Below are 17557 nucleotides of genomic sequence, written 5' to 3'. Positions count from 1 at the left end.
GATGTTGATCTTCGCCGCGATCGTCTGCATCGCGTCGACCGCCTTGCCGACGGCGATGCCCGAAGCCTCGGCATCCTTCGCCGACTGGCCCGCCATCTTCTCGGTGGTCGCGGCATTCTCGGCGTTCTGCTTCACATTCGCGGCCATCTCCTCCATCGAGGACGAAGCTTCCTCGGTCGACGAGGCCTGCTCGGTCGAGCCCTGCGACAGCTGCTCGGCGCTCGCCGACAGCTCCTGCGAACCCGACGAGACGGCCTCCGCCGCCTGGAGGGCGTCGCCAACGACCTGGCGCAGCTTCTCGACCGTGCCGTTCAGGGCGGTCACGAGATCGCCGACCTCGTCGTTGGTCTTCGCGACGACCGTCCGGGTGAGATCTCCCGCAGCGACCGCGTTGGCGAGGCCGACGGCGCTGCTGAGGCCACGGCCGATGCTGATCGCGATCCAGCTCGCGGCGATGGTGGCGATGAGCAGCGAGGCGAGGACGATGCTGATCAGCAAGGTCTTGGCAAAGCTCGCCGCCTCGATGGCCTTCGCGCCGATCTCGCCCATCTGCCTCTCGGCCAGCGCGGCATAGGCGTCGAAGGCGGCGATGGTGCCGGCCAGCGCCTTCTGGCCCTCGCCGCGGCTGATCTCGATCGCCCGGATGCTGCCCCCCTCCTTGGCGACGTCGAGGACGCGGCTGGCGAGTACGAAGACCTTCTCCGCTGTCGCTTCCAAACCCTGCGCCGGAACGGCGAGCGGCTTCAGCGCCGCCAGCGCCGCTGCGAGCGCACGCTTGCCGGCAGCGATTTCCGTCTCGGCGACGCGGCGACGCTCCTCGAGCTCCGTCATCGAATCCGCGCTGAAGGTCTCGACGATCATGCGCAGCGTGCGCGCGGCCTCGAAGCGCGCGGCCCAGACCAGTCGGGACGCGGCCATATGCTCCGGAGAGGTGGGGTCCTTGTCGAGTTCGGCCAGGATCGCGTCGAAGGCAGACGACTGGCCGGCGATGGCGGTCGCGCCGTCGGTCCGCCAGATCGCCATCGCGCGATCGCCCGAGTTGAGCCTGGCGTTGCGGATCGTTTCGTCCTGGAGCTCGTTCAGCGTCCTGGCGCGAGCCATCGCCTCGTCGATCAGGCCCCTCCCCTGCGCGCTCGCGGCTGACTGGATCTCGCCGGCCAGCTTGGCGACATGCTGGCGCATCGTCGCGACTTCGGCGGCCGCAGCTTCCATCTCCTTGTCGGTGCTGGAGAGCAGCAAAGTCTTTTCCGCGCGGATCTGGCCCTGCAGCTCATGCTGGAGCGCGGCGACCTTGCTGATGCGCTTGCCCTGATCGATGATCTCGATCTCGGCGCGGGCGACTTCCGTCAGCTCGTAATAGGCGACACCGCCGGCCAGCATCGACAAGGCGATGATGACGCCGAATGTGGAAGCGAGCTTCGCCTTGATCGTGAAACGCATCATCGTCCCCCCAGTCTCGAACGCGTTCAGCCCAGGATCCGGGCCATGTCGGGAACAATGACGAACTCGTCGTTCCACTTGGTGATGAAGCGGATGAACTCCGGGCGCCAATGGCTGCCGAGGCGCGGCGTCTGCTGGGCGTGCCGGGTCGAGACCTCGGTGACCTCGTAGACCTTGTCGGCGAGCAGCCCGAGCGTGACCGGGTCACCGTCGATTTCGACCTCGACGACGACGATGCGGGTGTCGGCCGTCGCTGCATTCTTCGGCATGCCGAAGCGAATGCGCAGATCGGCGAGCGGGATCACGTTGCCGCGCACATTGATCAGCGCGGGCAGGAAGGCGCGCGCGCCGGCGACGCGCGTCACCGGAACCGGGTCGATGATTTCGCGGACCATGTCGGTTTCGACGGCGAAGATCTCGTTGCCGAGCCCGACCATCAGCACCTGCAGGCTCGTCTCCATTGCCGGCACCAGGCCGGCGGTCCCCGCCGAAGTCGCGTCCAACTGAACCTGGTTCATCACGCGGCCTCCGGCGTTCTGTCGCTCTCGGCCCGGGCCTGGCCGAGGGTCACGAGCTGGGCGACGTCCAGGATCAGCGCGGCCGAGCCATCACCGAGGATGGTGGCGCCGGAGAACATGGTGACGTCGGAGTGGAGCTTCGACAGCGACTTGATCACTGTCTGGTGGCTGCCGATGATCTGATCGACGACGAGGCCGACGCGGACGTCGCCGATCGAAGTCACGATCACCTTCTGGTGCGGGTCGGCCTCGCCATCCGCCTCGAAGAGCTCGCGCAGGCGCAGGAAGGGCACGAGTTCGCCGCGCACGCTGAGGAAGCTGCGGCCCTTGGCACGGGCCTCGTCGGCTGCCGTCAGTTCGATGCATTCCTCGACCGCCGAGAGCGGGATGATGTAGCGGCCCTCGCCGACGCGGATCAAAAGCCCGTCGATGATGGCCAGCGTCAGCGGCAGGCGCAGCGTGACCGAGGAGCCGTGGCCGGGGATCGTGGTCAGGTCGATGGTGCCGCGCATCGCCTCGATGGTGCGCTTGACCACATCCATGCCGACGCCCCGGCCCGACAGCGCCGAGATGGTCTTGGCGGTCGAGAAGCCCGGATGGAACAGGAACTGGTGGATGTCGTGTTCGCTGAGATTCGCACCGGGCTGGATCAGGCCATTCTCCTCGGCCTTGGCGCGGATGCGGGCGGTGTTGAGGCCAGCGCCATCATCCTGGACGGTGACCAGCACCTGCGCGCCGACATAGCGCGCCGCGAGCTCGATGCGCCCCGTCGCCGATTTCGACGTCTTGGCGCGGTCCTCGGCGCTCTCGATGCCATGGTCGATGGCGTTGCGGATCAGATGGACCAGCGGATCGGCAAGACGCTCGATCATGGTCTTGTCCATCTCGGTGTCCTCGCCGACCGTGACGAAGTCGACCGGTTTGCCGAGATCGCGCGAGAGGTCGTGGACGAGGCGGCGGAAGCGGCTGAAAAGCGAGCCCATCGGCACCATGCGCACGCCCATGGTGGAATCGCGCAGGCCCGACGCCAGCCGTTCGATCTCCTCTGCGATCGCCTTGATCGCGAGATCGGTACCGGAATGGGCGATCTGGCTGAGGCGGGCCTGGGCGATCACGAGTTCGCCGACGCGGTCCATCAGCTCGTCGAGCCGCTCGGCCTGAACGCGGACCGTCGAGGTCTTGTCCTCGGAGCGGCGGTTCAGGTCGGCCTTTTCTGGTGCAGCGGAGGCGGGCACAGCAGGGCGCTCCGCGACGCGCGGCGCAGGCGCGGGCGCGGGCGCGACGACCGGCACGACAGCAGCAGGCTCCGGCTGCTCAGCCGACATCGACATATCGAGTTCGGCGTAGATCGGTGCGGCAGGCTCACCCAGCGGGGTGATGTCGAGCTTCATCTCGTCGCGGACGAACATGAAGACGTCCTCGATCTCATCCTTCGAGCAGCCGCTCTGCAGCGCCACCGTCCAGGTGATCAGGCAGCTTTCGGGGTCGAGCGCATCGAGCTCGGGCACCTTGTCGAGATCGGCCAGGACCGTGCAGGGACCGAGCGCCCGCAGATCGTCGAGCAGGACCAGCGGGTTGGTGCCGTTGCGCAGGATCTCCGGCTCGAAGGCGATCTCGATCGTCCAGCCAGCCTGGGCCGGTTCGGCCGTGTCAGGTTCCTCGGCCATCTCGGCCACGCCGGCCGGGGCGTCGGCGCGCGGCGCGGCTGAACCGCCGCCGATCAGGCGCTGAAGCTCCTCGACGATGGCGTCGCCGATAATCGGATCGGTCGAATCCGGATCCTCGATCAGCGTGCGGATATAGTCCCTGGCCGAGAGCGAGACCGTGACGATGTCGTGGTTCGCATCGATCTTGCCCTTGCGGATCAGATCGAAGGCGGTCTCGAAATCATGGGTGAAGGCCGCGACCTTGTCGAAGCCGAACATTGCGCCCGAGCCCTTGATCGTGTGCAGCGCCCGGAAGGCGGCATCGATCAGGTCGCGATCCTGTGGAGTCTGGCCGAGGTCGAGCAGCACGGTCTCGAGCGAGTCGAGCAGTTCGGCCGCTTCCTGGCGGAAGGTTTCCGTGGGATCGAGTTCCATCAGCTTCTCACCAGCTTTGCGACGACGGCGAGAAGCTGTTCGGGCTTGAACGGCTTGGTGATCCATCCCGTCGCGCCGGCAGCCTTGGCTTCCTGCTTCACCGCTTCGTCGGATTCCGTGGTCAGGAAGACGATCGGCACGCCCATGAAGCTCGGCAATCCGCGCAGCGCCTTGATCATCTGCATGCCGTTCATCACCGGCATGTTGAGATCGGTGATGACGAGGTCGAAGCTCTGCGCCTTGGCCTTGGCGAGCCCTTCCGAACCGTCGCCGGCCTCGACGACATTGTGCCCGGCCGGTCCGAGGACGAGCTTGATCATCTGCCTGACGCTCGGGGAGTCGTCGACGGTGAGGATATTGGCCATGATCAGTTCCCGGACTGTGCGAAATGCGAAGCGCCGGGCAGCGTCACCCCGGCGCGCTCGAAGGCGGAACGGACGCTCTCCGTTGCCGCAAGCATGGTGAAAGGCAGGCCGCGCGCGGCGAAGCTGCGTTCCGCGCTGACGATGGTCTGGACGAAGGTGATGTCGGCCTGTTCTATGCCGGCACAGTCGATCGCGACGCCGGACCCCGAATTAACCACGTCGACCAAAGAAGAGGCTATCGATCTTGCATTTCGAAGCGCACAATCTGACCATAGGTCAACTTTTGCGACAGCTCCCGCACCAGCATTGCTCATATCGATCACACCAAAACTCAAACACCACAGTAACTAACGACCCTTTCGCTAAGATATATAAGGCGATTCACTTATAATTCACTTAACAGTCGGGTTTTTTACGTTCATACTCTATTGAGTATCATGCGTGGCTTGAGTCGGGCTTGCGCTTCGCGAGTCAACTCCAGGGCGCGTGTCAGCACTCTGGTAACCATGACCGGCCACCTTGGTGATTGTGGTGCTGCAATGCGAAAGCCGGCCGGCCCGAGGCCGTCAGCGCCTCTTACGCGTCTGGGAAGGCTGCTCGCCGAAGGCCTGGCGATAGTCGAGGGCGAAATGACCGCGGTTGACGAAGCCCCAATGCCGCGCGATCGCCTCGATCGAACGTGACGAGAGCGGGTTGAGCAGCTCCTCGCGGACACCGTTCAGCCGCGCCCGCTTGATGTAGTCATGCGGCGAGATCTGCTTGTGGCGGCGAAAGCCCTCCTGCAGCGAGCGCAGCCCGATGCCGATGGCGCCGGCGACGTCCTGTACGGTGAGGGGGCCTGCCATGTGCCCGTCGATGAAGTCGATCGCCCGCCTGATCTGCCAGGGCGCCGGCGCCACTGCCCGCCGTTCGAACCAGGACGAGTAGCGATGCGGGACGCTTTCGAGGATCAGCATGATCAGGGCGTTGCGCAGCATCCTCGCGGCATACGGTGCCTCCGCCAGAGCAGCCTCGCCGCGAAACCCGCCAGCGATGGCCGCCACGATCCCCGCGACCGCGGCGCCGGTGGCTGAACCGGCGTCGAATGACATCGCAATGTCGAGCCGCTCCGTCACCGGGCGCTCGAAGGCGTCCTGCAGAGTGCGGGCGACCTCCCCGGCATGCAGCGTCACGGTCTCATGGACGCTCCCTTCCGCATATTCTCCGCGATCGGCCAGGGCCGTGTTGAGGATCAGGCACTGACCCGGCACGGCGGCCAACGTCTCGCGGCCGACCGAGTAGAGCGTGCCGCCGGCACTGACGAGGCGGAGAGTCAGGTTGTCGTGCGGCAGGCCTCGCCCGAGCCTCATGCCAAGGGGATAGGCGGCATGGACAAGCTGGGCGGAGGCGAAGCCATGCGCGGTCAGGCGGGCCTCGAAGCCCGGCCGGCCCAGCGGCTCGAGCACGAGATCGCGGCGCAGCCGTCCGACCAGCCAGGACTGCGTCTCGCCGACATCGCGGCTGACGAAATCGAAATCGGCCGGCGCATGAGCGGATCCGACGGCGTGCGACTCGGAGAGCCTCTTCATGAGGCCATCTGAGGTCGGCCGGTGCGCCCGATCAAGTGGCGACGCGAGGCCGCCGCCACTCAGGCGCCGACATATTTGAAGTGGGCGCCAACGCTGCGATAGGACGCCTCGAGGACATCGACGCCCCCGGCGAGCCGGAGCGCCTCGGCCGTCGCCAGCCCGAGTTCCACGGCCTCCCGCCCCGGACGATCGAGGCTCGCGGTCAGGCGCTTCAAGCCGTCGAAGGAGGTGATCTGGCCATGCAGATGCAACCGATCTCCGTCCCAGGCCGTGCTGGCCCCGACCGGCAGGCTGCAGCCTGCGCCGAGCGCGTGCAGCATCGCCCGCTCGCAATCGACCTCGGCACGCGCCTTGGGATCTTCGATGTCCTTGAGCATGGCCAGGATATGGCTGTCGGCGGCGCGGGCCTGCACGCCGAGCGCACCCTGCCCGATCGCATAGGGGAACAGCATGGGATCGAGCACCTCCGTCGCGCCCTCGATACCCAGGCGTTGCAGCCCGGCTTGCGCCAGGATGACCGCGTCGAGCCCATCGTCTCCGTTGATCTTGGCGAGGCGCGGGCCGACATTGCCGCGGATCGGCACGACCTCGATATCGGGCCGCAGGCTCAGGATCTGCGAGCGCCGGCGTAGCGAGCCGGTGCCGACCCGTGCGCCTTGTGGAAGATCGGCGAGCGTCGAACCGCAGAGCACGTCGCGAGGGTCGGCGCGCTCGGGGACGGCGGCGAGGACAAGTCCTTCGCGCAGCGTCGTCGGCAGGTCCTTGAGCGAGTGGACGACGATGTCGACCTCGCCCGAGGTCAACTGCTCCTCATGCTCGGTCGAGAACACGCCGATGATGCCGAACTGGTGGAATTCGGAGACCCGGTCCTTGTCGGCGATCGTGGCGATCGTATGCAGCTCGAACGTGGTGTCGGGATGCTTCGCCTTGATCAACTCGGCGATGTAGTTGGTCTGGGCCATCGCGAGCGGGCTGCGGCGCGTACCGATTTTCAGGAGCATCGAAGAACTACCTACCCCGGAGGCCGTGCCGGCCCCCATCATTGCAACGGGTCTATACCAGCGGATGGCCAAGGCCGCGAGTGCGGCTTACCACCACCCCGGCCCGACGCCTTGGCATGGATCAAGGACACGTTGCCCCGCGGGTCGTTGCGGGGCACATGGCATCCCTTCCGCCCGAATCAACCGGAGCGCATGCCGATCCGGCCCAGCGGCGGGACAGTACAGGAGAGACGCAATGAAGTTCGACGTCGCGGACAAGCCGCAACCTATCGCCGGCGCGATGGCAGAAACGGTCATCGATTTCTGGCGCGATGCCGGCCCCGAACGCTGGTTCAAGAAGGATGCGGCCTTCGACGTCCTGTTTCGCGAGCGCTTCATGCCGCTCCACTTCGCGGCCGCGCGTCGCGAGCTCGACGGCTGGGCCGAGACGGCGACGGGCTCGCTCGCCCTCATGATCCTGCTCGACCAGTTCCCGCGCAACAGCTTCCGCGGCACGGCGCATATGTATGCGACCGACCCGCTGGCCTTGCATTTTGCTCGGCAGGCGCAGGCGAAGGGTCATGGCGAGGCGATCGAGCCGGAGCTGCGGCTCTTCCTGCACCTGCCCTTCTGCCATTCGGAAGACCTGGCGGACCAGGATCTCTCGGTCGCGCTCAGCACGCCGCTGGGCGGCGCTGCGCGCGAACATGCCGAAGGCCACCGCGACATCATCCGGCGCTTCGGGCGCTTCCCGCATCGCAACGCCCTGCTCGGGCGCACGACGACGCCGGAGGAGAAGGCCTTCCTGGCCGAGGGCGGCTTCGCAGGCTGAGGTCAGCCCCCGGATATCAGGGCCGGTTCTTCGCCGGCCTCCAGCGCGGCGTCGCTGTCGTCCTTGAGATCGACGCCGGTCAGCGCGCGACGGAACCCCTGGTCGATCAGCCAGGCGAGCTTGAAGGCCGCGTGCTGGAAGCCGAGGCCGCCGGGGCGGATGTTCGAGATGCAGTTGCGCGCGGCGTCGGTCAGCCCACGCTTCGGACCGAAGGTCAGATAGGCGCCGAGCGAGTCCGGCGAGGACAGGCCGGGACGTTCGCCGATCAGCACCACGACCATCCGCGCGCCCAGCGCCTCTGCCGCCTCGTCGCCGAGCGCGACCCGCGCCTGCGAGGCGACGACGAGCGGAGCCAAGGTAAGCTTCTGGCGCTGCAGGAAGGGCAGCAGAGCGGTGATGAACGGCACGGCATTCTGCTGAACGGCGGTCGACGACAGCCCGTCCGCAACGACGATGGCGAGATCAAAGCCACCGCGGCGCCCCGCCAGCGCGGCCTCGCTCTCCGGCGAAAGGCTGCGGCCGAGGTCCGGCCGGCGCAGATAATCCTCGCGCGAGCGGGCCGCGCTCTCGGCCTTCAGCGTTTCGACCCCGAGGCCGGCAAGTTCGGCCACGACCTCGTCGGGGCGGAAGGGCGCATGCACGGCGTCGCGCGCCTGGGCATGAGCGAGGCCGAAGCGCAGAACCTCGCGGATCGGCAGCGAGGAGCCTGAGCGGCCGAGTGCGATCCGAGCCGGGGTCAGCCGGGCGAGCTCGGCGAAGCGGCCCGCGACCGGTGGCTTGTCCGACGCGCTCATGCCGCGCGGTCCTGGATCGCGGTCAGCAGGGCCTGTCCGCCCTGCCCGGCGCTGAGCCGGCCGGCCGCGTCGATGATGTCCATCCGCCGGAGCCAGTCCTCGAATTCCGGCGCGCGCTTCAGGCCGAGGACCTCGCGGATGTAGAGCTGGTCGTGGAAGGAGGTCGACTGGTAGTTCAGCATGACGTCATCGGCGCCGGGAACGCCCATGATGAAGTTGACGCCGGCCGTGCCCAGCAAGGTGAGCAGCGTGTCCATGTCGTCCTGATCGGCCTCGGCATGGTTAGTGTAGCAGATGTCGCAACCCATCGGGACGCCCATGAGCTTGCCGCAGAAATGGTCCTCCAGACCGGCGCGGATGATCTGCTTGCCGTCATAGAGGTATTCCGGGCCGATGAAGCCAACGACCGTATTGACCAGCAGCGGCTGATAGGCACGGCAGACGGCGTAGGCACGCGCTTCGATCGTCTGCTGGTCGACGCCGTGATGGGCGTTGGCCGAGAGCGCTGCACCTTGCCCGGTCTCGAAATACATCAGGTTGTCGCCGACCGTGCCGCGCTTCTGCGAGCGGCCGGCCTCCAACCCTTCCTGCAAAACGGACAGCGTGACGCCAAAGGAGGCATTGGCGGCTTGCGTGCCCGCGACAGACTGGAAGACGAGATCGACCGGCGCGCCCTGCTCGATCAGTGCGATCGAGGAGGTGACATGGGTCAGGATGCAGGCCTGCGTCGGGATCTCGAAGCGGGCGATGACGCCGTCGAGCAGCCGCAGCAATTCGCCGATGCGCTGGGTGCTGTCCGAGGCCGGATTGATGCCGATCACGGCGTCGCCGCAGCCATAGCTCAAACCGTCGATGGTCGAGGCGAGGATACCGGCGGCATCGTCTGTCGGATGGTTCGGCTGGATGCGCACGGCAAGGCGGCCCTGAAGGCCGAGCGTGTTCCGAAAGCGCGTGACGACCCGGCATTTGCGCGCCACGAGAATGAGGTCCTGATTGCGCATGAGCTTGGAGACCGCCGCCGCCATCTCCGGCGTGATGCCCGGGGCCAGGCGGGCGAGCGCTTCCGTCGTCGCAGCGTCCGAGCAGAGCCAATCGCGGAACTCGCCAACGGTCAGGGATGCGACGGCAGCAAAGGCCGCCGCATCATGGCCGTCGATGATCAGGCGCGTGACCTCGTCGTGCTCGTAGGGGATCAGGGCCTCGTGCAGGAAGGTCCGTAGCGGCAGATCGGCGAGCGCGATCCTGGCCGCCATCATCTCCTCCATGCTGCCGGCAGCCAGCCCTGCGAGCCGGTCACCGGAGCGCAACGGCGTCGCCTTCGCCATCAGTTCCTTGAGATCGGCGAAGGCATAGGCCTGCCTGCCGATCGCGACGCGATACCCCATCAATCGTCTCCCGGAAGCGACCAAGGCCGCCACGCCATATCAACCGTTCGACGCGGCGCAAGCAAGCCGCGGGCCGAGACTGGGCGCCGCGACACATCCGCTTTGCGACGGCGCACGCATTGCGACCCGCCCTCGCTCCCCTTATCCCCTAGCTGACCAGAGCGGGACGACACCCGCCGCCGCGAGCAGGGAACGCCATGGCCGAAGCAGACGATACCGGACGCCGAACGATCGGCACCTTCGATTATGTCGTCATCGGTGCCGGCTCGGCCGGCTGCGTGCTCGCCAACCGCCTCTCGCGCGATCCGCGGAAGAAGGTGCTGGTTCTCGAAGCGGGAGGCCGGGACGACTGGATCTGGTTCCACATCCCGGTCGGCTACCTCTTCGCCATCGGCAATCCGCGGGCCGACTGGATGTTCGCGACGGAACCGCAGCCAGGGCTCGGCGGCCGGGCCCTGCCCTATCCTCGCGGCAAGGTGCTGGGCGGCTCGTCTGCGATCAACGCCATGGTCTACATGCGCGGACAGGCCGCCGACTACGACGGCTGGCGCCAGCTCGGCCTGACCGGCTGGGGCTGGGACGACGTGCTGGCCTATTTCCTCAAGCACGAGGACCATATCGGGCCGGGCGATGGTCGGATGCACAAGAGCGGCGGCGAATGGCGCGTCGAGCATCCGCGCGTCCGATGGGCCATTCTCGACGCGATCCGCGAGGCGGCAGCGGCAGCGGGCATCGCCAAGATCGACGACTTCAACACCGGCGACAACGAAGGTTCGTCCTACTTCCAGGTCAACCAGCGGCGCGGCCGCCGCTTGAGTGCCTTCCGCGCCTTCTTGCGGCCGGTGCTGGACCGCCGCGAGGACAATCTGCGGCTCGAGATGGGCGTACTGGTCGAGCGCGTCGTGGTCGAGGACGGCCGGGCGAAGGCCGTCGAGTTCACTCATGCCGGCGAGAAGCTCCGGGTCGTGGTCACGGGCGAGGTCGTGCTCAGCGCCGGCGCCGTCGGCTCGCCCGCCCTGCTGGAACGCTCCGGCATCGGCGATGGCGCCCACCTCCAAGGCCTCGGCATCGAGACCGTCGCCGACCTGCCCGGCGTCGGCGAAAACCTGCAGGACCATCTCCAGCTCAGACCGGTCTACAAGGTCGAGGGCGTCCGCACGCTCAACAGCGACTATGCCAAGCTCTGGCGCCGGCCGCTGATGGCGCTGCAATATGCCGCCCTGCGCAGCGGTCCGCTGACGATGGCGCCCTCGCAGGTAGGCGCCTTCGCGAAATCCTCGCCCGAGCATGCCACTGCCAACCTGCAGTATCATTTCCAGCCGCTTTCGCTCGATTCCTGGGGCTCGGGCCTGCACCCCTTCGACGCCTTCACCGCCAGTGTCTGCAACCTGCGGCCGACCAGCCGCGGCCGTATCCACATCAGGACGCCGCATGCCGCGGATGCGCCTGCGATTTCGCCGAACTATCTCGACACCGAAGCCGACCGGCAGGTCGCCATCGATGCGATGAAGCTGACCCGCCGGATCGTGGCCCAGGCCCCGCTCGCGCGCTTCCGGCCACAGGAGCACCTGCCCGGGCCAAATGTGACGAGCGACGCCGAACTGCTCGACGCGGCGGCGCGGCTCGGCACGACGATCTTCCATCCGGTCGGCACTGCGAAGATGGGGCACGCGGACGATGCCCGCGCCGTGCTCGACGCGCGGCTGCGGGTGCGCGGCGTCGCTGGCCTGCGCGTGATCGACGCCTCGGTGATGCCCGCGATCACCTCCGGAAACACCGCCAATCCGACGATGATGATCGCGGAGAAGGGTGCCGCGATGATGCTGGAGGACGCACGGAGCCGCTGACGGCTTGCCGCCATCGGCGGTCCCGGCTCGCCTATCCGCGCCTATAGTGCCGGGTGGCTGAAGCGGGCGACCTTTGCGCCCTTCATCAGGCTGCGGAAATCCGGCCCGCTGACACGCACCAGCGTCTTGTGGTCGCCGCCTTCGAAATAGATGTCGCTGGCGTTGCCAAGGCTCTCGTCCAGGATCACCGGCACATTATACGCCGACCCGATCGGCGGGATCGCGCCGAGATCGCAATCGCTGAACAAGGTACCGACTTCGTCCTCGGAGGCGAGGCCGAGCCGCTTGTTCATGACGTCCTGCAATGTCGAGAGCTCGATCCGATGCGTGCTCGGCACAACGGCCAGCGCGTATCCGGTCTCGTGGTGCACGACCACGGATTTGGCCAGGCTGTTGCCTGAAACATGCGCCGCCACCGCTGTCTGGTTGCTGGTCCTCGTGCGATGATGGGCCAGCGTATCGTAGGCGATGCCCTCGCCGTCGATATAGTCCTGAAGCTTCTTTGCGATCGTCATGGTAGGCGTCCCCTGTGTTCGGTGGTGACGCGTAGACGGGTCATCCTCCTCTCATCACCGGCGAAGTCAACGGGGAAAGGACAGGGTGGAGGTGGAGGAAACCGGACGAGAACCGAACACCATGCGGCAACCCCTGCAGCACAATGGCGGGCGCGGCCCCCTCGCCCGCCTCCTCTTCGCGCTCCTGCGTGGCGTGCTCACCATCCTGATCGTCATCGACGAGATCGCGCGCCCATTCTACCGGCCGCTGATCCGCTGGCTTTCGTCGCTGCGCATCATCCAGCGCATCGAGATGGCAATCGCGCGGCTGCAGCGCCTCGTCATCCTGGTCCTGCTCGCGATCCCCTTCGCCATCGCCGAGCCCTTGAAGCTGCTCGGCCTGTGGATGATGGCGGATGGGCGGGGCAGGAGTGGTCTCGTCGTCTTCGCATTCGCCCATCTGATCAGCTTCCTGCTGGTCGAGCGCATCTATCACGCCGGCCGCGACAAGCTCCTGACCTATGGCTGGCTCGCCTGGGCCATGGGCTGGCTCGACCGGCTGCGGCGCCGGGCGCTGGACTGGGTCAGGAGCAGTGCGGCCTATGCCTTCGCGCTGCGCAGCCGGGATGCTGCGCGGCAATGGTGGCGGTCGCTGCGGGCCTGAACCCGGCTCAGACGACCTGGTTGCGCAGCCCCGTCTCGCCGCGCGCCAGCCGGCCGAGATTCTCGACCAGCAGATCGACGACATTGGTCTCATAGGCGCGCGTCTCGCCGGCGCTGTGCGGCGTCACGATGACCTGCGGCAGCGCCCAGAGCGGCGAGGTCGCGGGCATCGGCTCCTCGACGAAGGTGTCGAGCCCGGCACCGGCGATCCTGCCCTCGCTCAGGGCCGCGATCAGCGCCTGCTCGTCGACGACCTTGCCGCGGGCGACGTTGATCAGCAGCGCCGTCGGCTTCATCGCAGCCAGCGCCCTGGCATCGATCAGATTCTCGGTCTCGGGCGTCAGCGGGCATGTCAGCGCGACGATGTCGGCCTGCGCCATGACCTCGTGGAGCTGGTCGGGGCGCACGATCGCCTCGATGCCGGGCTGTGGCTCGGGGCTGCGGCGCACGCCGATCACACGCAATCCGAAGGCCGCCGCCAGCGTCGCCAGCCGCAGGCCGATGCGGCCGAGGCCGACGATGACCAGCGTCTTGCCGCCGAGTTCGTCCTCGCGCCGGGCGCGGTCGCCGATCATCGGGCGCCAATGCTTGCCCGACTGATTGTCGCGGGCGAGATGGATCTGGCGGGTCAGCCCAAGGATGAGCGCCATCGCGTGTTCCGAGACCGCGCGCTCATTGGCACCTTGCGCGCTGGCCAAGCGGATGCCGGCCGCTGCGAAGGCAGCCTTGTCGTACTGATCCGTGCCGGCGCTGACCGACTGGACGAAGCGCAGCTTCGGGCAGGCCGCGATCAGCTCGTTGCGCCAGAGCCCGGAGACGACCACCACATCGGCCTCGGGGGCGCGTGCCTTGAACTCCTCGAGCGAGCGCACCTCGAAGCTCTTCGCCGCACGACCGCGCGACTTGAACTCGTCCTGCAACTGATAGGCGGCATGGGCGAAGCAGATTGTCAGATCGCCTTCCGGCGGCAATGCGGGCATGTCTATCGTTCCCCTTCAGGCAAGGCTTGTCCTGTCTCGATCGGTCCCAGGTTAGCGGGCGGCGCCAGTGCTGTCCCGGCTTCGCGCGCATGCCGGATCGGTGCGTATGCAAGACTTACGCGCACCGCGGATGCAAGGCTGCCGATGACAGCGCCGCCTCGAGACGCTCCCATCCGGCCGCATCGCCGGGCAGTCCGAAGCGCAGCCATCTCGCCTCGTTCTGGAACCGCCGGACATAGATGCCGTGACGCCCGAGATGGGCGAAAAGCGCCTGTGCATCGGGCGTGGCCAGCAGGCGAAACAGCGTGGTGCCGCCGACGATCCGACCGAGCGGCGCGAGCAAGGCATCGAGCCGCGCGGCATCGGCGGCGCGAGCTCCGCCCGCCTGCGCCAGCCATTGCCCGTCGCCCAGCGCCAGCGCCCCGATCCGCAGCGCCGGGCCGGCCACGGCCCAGGGCCCCATCGCAGCCCGCAGGGCGGCCATCGGCGCCGCTTCGCCGATGGCAAAGCCGAGCCTGACACCGGCCAGCCCATAGGTCTTGCCGAAGGAGCGCAGGACAATCGTCGCCGGCGGCAGGGCGGGCAGCAGGCTGGCTTCGGGCGTGAAGTCCGCGAAGGCTTCGTCGAGGATCAGCATGCCGCCACGAGCAGCGCAGTGCCGCGCTAGCGCGACGAGGTCAGCTGCCGGAAGACTGCGGCCGTCGGGATTGTTCGGATTGACGACCACGACAGTCGCGGCTTTCGCCGCTTCTGCGGGTGTGGCTGCCTCAACGACATCCCCTCCCGCCTTGCGCCAGGCCTGCGCATGCTCGGCATAGGTCGGCCCGAGCACAGCTACGGGGCCGGCTGCGACGGCTGCCGGGAAGAAGCGCGGCAGGAGGTCGATCAGGATCTGGGTTCCGGGCGCTGCGACGATCCCCGCCTCGGGCGGCACGCGATAAGCGTTCCGGGCCGCCTCGAGCAAGGCTGCCTCGTCATCGGCGCCGGGAAGGCGCTGCCACAGGCTTAACGGCAGCGACGGAAGCGGATAGGGGATGGGGTTGATCCCGGTGGAGAGATCGATCCAGGGTTGCGGCGCATCGGGAAAAAGCGTTCGCGCCCTGGCCAGATCGCCGCCATGCCAGATGCCTTCGGTTCCACCCTCGCCCGCCATGGCCCTACCCGACACCCTGCTTCTGCTACTGGCCGCGCTCATCGTCGAGGCGGTCATCGGCTATCCGCTGCGCTTGTATGCGCTGATCGGGCATCCCGTCACCTGGCTCGGAGCCCTGATTTCGCAGATCGACCGGGGGCTCAACCGGGAGGACGCTGGCTTCGCGGCCCGCAAGGCGGCCGGGATCGTGGCCCTCGTAATCCTCCTCGCAGTGACACTCGCTGCGGCACTTGCCCTGACGACGTTATGCCGCGCGCTCGGTCCGCTCGGCCTGCTGCCGCTCGCCCTTCTCGGATCAACTCTGCTGGCGCAACGGAGCCTGTTCGAGCATGTCGCCGCCGTCGCCGAGGGACTTGAGCGCGGCGGGCTGGTCGAGGGTCGCAAGGTCGTCGCGATGATTGTCGGGCGCAATCCCGAAAGCCTCGACGAGGCCGGCGTCTCACGGGCCGCGATCGAGAGCCTGTCCGAGAATTTCTCCGACGGGGTGGTGGCCCCGGCCTTCTGGCTCGGCGTCGCCGGCCTGCCCGGCATTGCGCTGTACAAGGCGATCAACACCGCCGACTCGATGATCGGCCACAGGACGCCGCGCCATCTCGCCTTCGGCTGGGCCTCGGCACGGCTCGACGACCTCGTCAACCTGCCGGCCTCGCGGCTGACGGCTCTGCTGCTGATCGCGGCCGCCGCGTTCGACCGCGAGGCCGATGCCGACGCGGCCTGGCGGGCGGTGCGGCGCGATGCGGGCCATCACAAATCGCCGAATGCCGGCTGGCCGGAGGCCGCGATGGCTGGCGCGCTCGGCCTGCGCCTGGCGGGGCCGCGCATCTATGGCGAGGTCGTCGTCGAGGATGGCTGGATGGGCGACGGCCGCGCAGTGGCGACGGCAGCCGACATCCGGCACGCGCTGCGGCTCTACCGCCGGGCCTGTGGCTTGCTCTGGGGCCTGGCGGGCCTTGGGGCAGCGCTGGTCTGGGCGGCCTGAGCTCTCAGAACTCGATCCCTTCCTGCGCCTTCACGCCTGCCGCGAAATGGTGCTTCACCAGCGTCATCTCGGTCACCAGGTCGGCGGCCTCTATCAATTCCGGCTTGGCGTTTCGACCGGTGACGACGATGTGGAGGTCCGAGCGGCGCGCTGCCAATGTCGCCACGACCTCGGCCAGCGGCAGATAGTCGTAGCGCAGCGCGATGTTGAGCTCATCTAGCACGATCAGCCGGATGCTCTCGTCGGCCATCAGCTCTTTCGCCTTGTCGAAGGCGCGGGTCGCGGCGGCAATGTCGCGGGCCTTGTCCTGCGTCTCCCAGGTGAAGCCCTCGCCCATCGTATGCCAGGAGACCTGATCGCCGAAGGCTTCCAGCGCCTTACGCTCGCCGGTTTCCCAGGCGCCCTTGATGAACTGCACCACGCCGATACGCCAGCCATGGCCGAGCGCGCGCAGGGCCAGCCCGAAGGCGGCCGTCGACTTGCCCTTGCCCGGGCCGCTGTTGACGATCAGCAAGCCCTTCTCGACCGTCTTGGCAGCGACCTCGGCGTCCTGCACCGCCTTGCGCTTTGCCATCTTGGCCTTGTGGCGGGCCGCGTCGTCGCTCTCGGTCGTCATCTCGGGTCCTTGGCCTTTCGTCATCGGTTCACTTCACCTGCATCGGCAGGCCGGCGACCATGAAGACCACACGGCGGGCCCGCGCGGCAATCGCCTGATGCAGTCGGCCGGCCTCGTCGCGAAAACGCCGCGCCAGCGCATTGTCAGGGACGATGCCGAGGCCGACCTCGTTGGAGACGAGCACGATCGGCGCCGTGGCCTGCGCGCAGGCCTCGATCAGATCGGAACCTGCCGCGGATGTGTCGCGCTCAGCCAGAATCAGATTGGTCAGCCAGAGCGTCAGGCAGTCGACCAGCACCGGCTGCCCCGACGGCAGGCCGCGAATCGCCCCGGGCAGATCGAGCGGCGCATCCTGCGTGACCCACTCGGCCGGGCGTCGCTCTCGGTGCTCGGCGATGCGCACGCGCATCTCGTCATCCCAGGCTTGTGCCGTCGCGAGATAGGCCCAGGGCGGCGGCAGCGTCTCGATCAGCGCCTCGGCATGGCGGCTCTTGCCCGAGCGCGCACCGCCGAGGACGAGGGTGAGGTGGGGGATATCCAAGGTAGCGTCCTCCGCCGTCCTGCCCGGGCTCGTCCAGAGCATCTCCCGCCAGAGATTCTCGGCTCTGCGATCCGCATCGCCCAAGAATGACGGCGCACTGCATTGCACAGCGCCGTCCGGATGGCTAATGATCTCGGCTGACGGTGCCTCCGCGAGGAGGTGAAAAGGGAACGCGGTGAAACTCCGCGGCTGCCCCCGCAACTGTAAGCGGCGAGTTCTGCGCCATCGGCCACTGGGGGACATCCCGGGAAGGCGGTGCAGGATGCCTAGAGCCGCGAGCCAGGAGACCTGCCGTCGTATCGATCCGCCTTCCAACAGGCC

At 67.6% G+C, this 17557-nt stretch carries 18 protein-coding genes and 1 riboswitch; of the genes, 4 read left to right on the top strand and 14 right to left on the bottom strand.

All coding sequences use genetic code 11. The features are described from left to right. The 7 genes from VGN82_RS01260 to hemC all read right to left on the bottom strand — a co-directional run. On the bottom strand, nt 1–1443 hold a 1443-nt coding region (locus tag VGN82_RS01260), incomplete at its 3' end, for a methyl-accepting chemotaxis protein (protein ID WP_327525162.1). Between the two features lie 23 nt (nt 1444–1466). Then, nucleotides 1467–1901, bottom strand: coding sequence for a chemotaxis protein CheW (locus tag VGN82_RS01255; protein ID WP_327525166.1), 435 nt, complete (start codon nt 1899–1901; stop codon nt 1467–1469). 56 nt (nt 1902–1957) lie between these two features. Beyond that, nucleotides 1958–4042 (bottom strand): chemotaxis protein CheA, encoded by a 2085-nt coding sequence (locus VGN82_RS01250; protein WP_327525165.1) that lies wholly within the window; start codon nt 4040–4042, stop codon nt 1958–1960. After that, entirely contained in the window at nt 4039–4404 is a 366-nt protein-coding gene (locus VGN82_RS01245) for a response regulator (protein ID WP_327525161.1), read from the bottom strand. The genes VGN82_RS01250 and VGN82_RS01245 overlap by 4 nt, the downstream gene beginning before the upstream one ends. A gap of 2 nt (nt 4405–4406) precedes the next feature. Continuing rightward, a complete protein-coding gene (locus VGN82_RS01240) occupies nt 4407–4718 on the bottom strand; it encodes an STAS domain-containing protein (protein WP_327525164.1) in 312 nt (103 codons plus the stop codon). A 252-nt stretch (nt 4719–4970) separates the two neighbouring features. Beyond that, a complete protein-coding gene (locus VGN82_RS01235) occupies nt 4971–5972 on the bottom strand; it encodes a helix-turn-helix transcriptional regulator (RefSeq protein ID WP_327525160.1) in 1002 nt (333 codons plus the stop codon). A 59-nt stretch (nt 5973–6031) separates the two neighbouring features. Beyond that, nucleotides 6032–6973: a hydroxymethylbilane synthase gene (gene hemC, locus VGN82_RS01230; protein WP_327525159.1), complete on the bottom strand. Its 942-nt coding sequence runs from the start codon at nt 6971–6973 to the stop codon at nt 6032–6034. Nucleotides 6974–7208: 235 nt separating this feature from the next. Here hemC and VGN82_RS01225 point away from each other — a divergent pair, with 235 nt between their 5' ends. Continuing rightward, nucleotides 7209–7784, top strand: a complete 576-nt coding sequence (locus tag VGN82_RS01225) for a DUF924 family protein (protein WP_327525158.1) — start codon at nt 7209–7211, stop codon at nt 7782–7784. Between the two features lie 2 nt (nt 7785–7786). Here the strand turns inward: VGN82_RS01225 and eutC are convergent, their stop codons facing one another. Then, the gene (eutC, locus tag VGN82_RS01220; protein ID WP_327525157.1) at nt 7787–8578 is read right to left on the bottom strand and encodes an ethanolamine ammonia-lyase subunit EutC; all 792 of its coding nucleotides are present in this window, start codon (nt 8576–8578) and stop codon (nt 7787–7789) included. Next, a complete protein-coding gene (locus tag VGN82_RS01215; RefSeq protein ID WP_327525156.1) occupies nt 8575–9963 on the bottom strand; it encodes an ethanolamine ammonia-lyase subunit EutB in 1389 nt (462 codons plus the stop codon). Before VGN82_RS01215 ends, eutC begins: the two co-directional genes overlap by 4 nt. Nucleotides 9964–10160: 197 nt before the next feature. On the opposite strand from VGN82_RS01215, the gene VGN82_RS01210 reads away from it, so the two are divergent. Beyond that, nucleotides 10161–11810, top strand: a complete 1650-nt coding sequence (locus tag VGN82_RS01210) for a GMC family oxidoreductase (protein ID WP_327525155.1) — start codon at nt 10161–10163, stop codon at nt 11808–11810. Between the two features lie 41 nt (nt 11811–11851). Here the strand turns inward: VGN82_RS01210 and VGN82_RS01205 are convergent, their stop codons facing one another. After that, nucleotides 11852–12325 (bottom strand): aminoacyl-tRNA deacylase, encoded by a 474-nt coding sequence (locus tag VGN82_RS01205; RefSeq protein ID WP_327525154.1) that lies wholly within the window; start codon nt 12323–12325, stop codon nt 11852–11854. A 121-nt stretch (nt 12326–12446) separates the two neighbouring features. Here VGN82_RS01205 and VGN82_RS01200 point away from each other — a divergent pair, with 121 nt between their 5' ends. Further along, nucleotides 12447–12968 (top strand): hypothetical protein, encoded by a 522-nt coding sequence (locus VGN82_RS01200; RefSeq protein ID WP_327525153.1) that lies wholly within the window; start codon nt 12447–12449, stop codon nt 12966–12968. A 7-nt stretch (nt 12969–12975) separates the two neighbouring features. On the opposite strand, the gene VGN82_RS01195 is transcribed toward VGN82_RS01200, so the two are convergent. After that, on the bottom strand, nt 12976–13947 hold the full coding sequence (locus VGN82_RS01195; protein ID WP_327525152.1) for a D-2-hydroxyacid dehydrogenase: 972 nt from the start codon (nt 13945–13947) through the stop codon (nt 12976–12978). A 115-nt stretch (nt 13948–14062) separates the two neighbouring features. Then, on the bottom strand, nt 14063–15100 hold the full coding sequence (gene cobD, locus VGN82_RS01190) for a threonine-phosphate decarboxylase CobD (protein ID WP_327525151.1): 1038 nt from the start codon (nt 15098–15100) through the stop codon (nt 14063–14065). On the opposite strand from cobD, the gene cbiB reads away from it, so the two are divergent. Beyond that, nucleotides 15099–16079, top strand: coding sequence for an adenosylcobinamide-phosphate synthase CbiB (gene cbiB, locus VGN82_RS01185; protein WP_327525150.1), 981 nt, complete (start codon nt 15099–15101; stop codon nt 16077–16079). The two genes, cobD and cbiB, sit on opposite strands and share 2 nt — an antisense overlap. A 4-nt stretch (nt 16080–16083) precedes the next feature. On the opposite strand, the gene cobO is transcribed toward cbiB, so the two are convergent. Then, nucleotides 16084–16695, bottom strand: coding sequence for a cob(I)yrinic acid a,c-diamide adenosyltransferase (cobO, locus tag VGN82_RS01180; RefSeq protein ID WP_327525149.1), 612 nt, complete (start codon nt 16693–16695; stop codon nt 16084–16086). Nucleotides 16696–16723: 28 nt separating this feature from the next. After that, nucleotides 16724–17236 carry a bifunctional adenosylcobinamide kinase/adenosylcobinamide-phosphate guanylyltransferase gene (gene cobU, locus VGN82_RS01175; protein ID WP_414644170.1) on the bottom strand — a complete coding sequence of 171 codons (513 nt, stop codon included), beginning with the start codon at nt 17234–17236 and terminating at the stop codon, nt 16724–16726. Nucleotides 17237–17361: 125 nt separating this feature from the next. Beyond that, nucleotides 17362–17546: riboswitch (cobalamin riboswitch) on the top strand. Nucleotides 17547–17557 lie beyond the last annotated feature (11 nt).

It is taken from the genome of Allobosea sp. (assembly GCF_035999205.1).
Taxonomy (GTDB): domain Bacteria; phylum Pseudomonadota; class Alphaproteobacteria; order Rhizobiales; family Beijerinckiaceae; genus Allobosea.
Note: the sequence above shows the minus strand (reverse complement) of the source record. Positions and strands in the feature narration are given on the sequence as shown.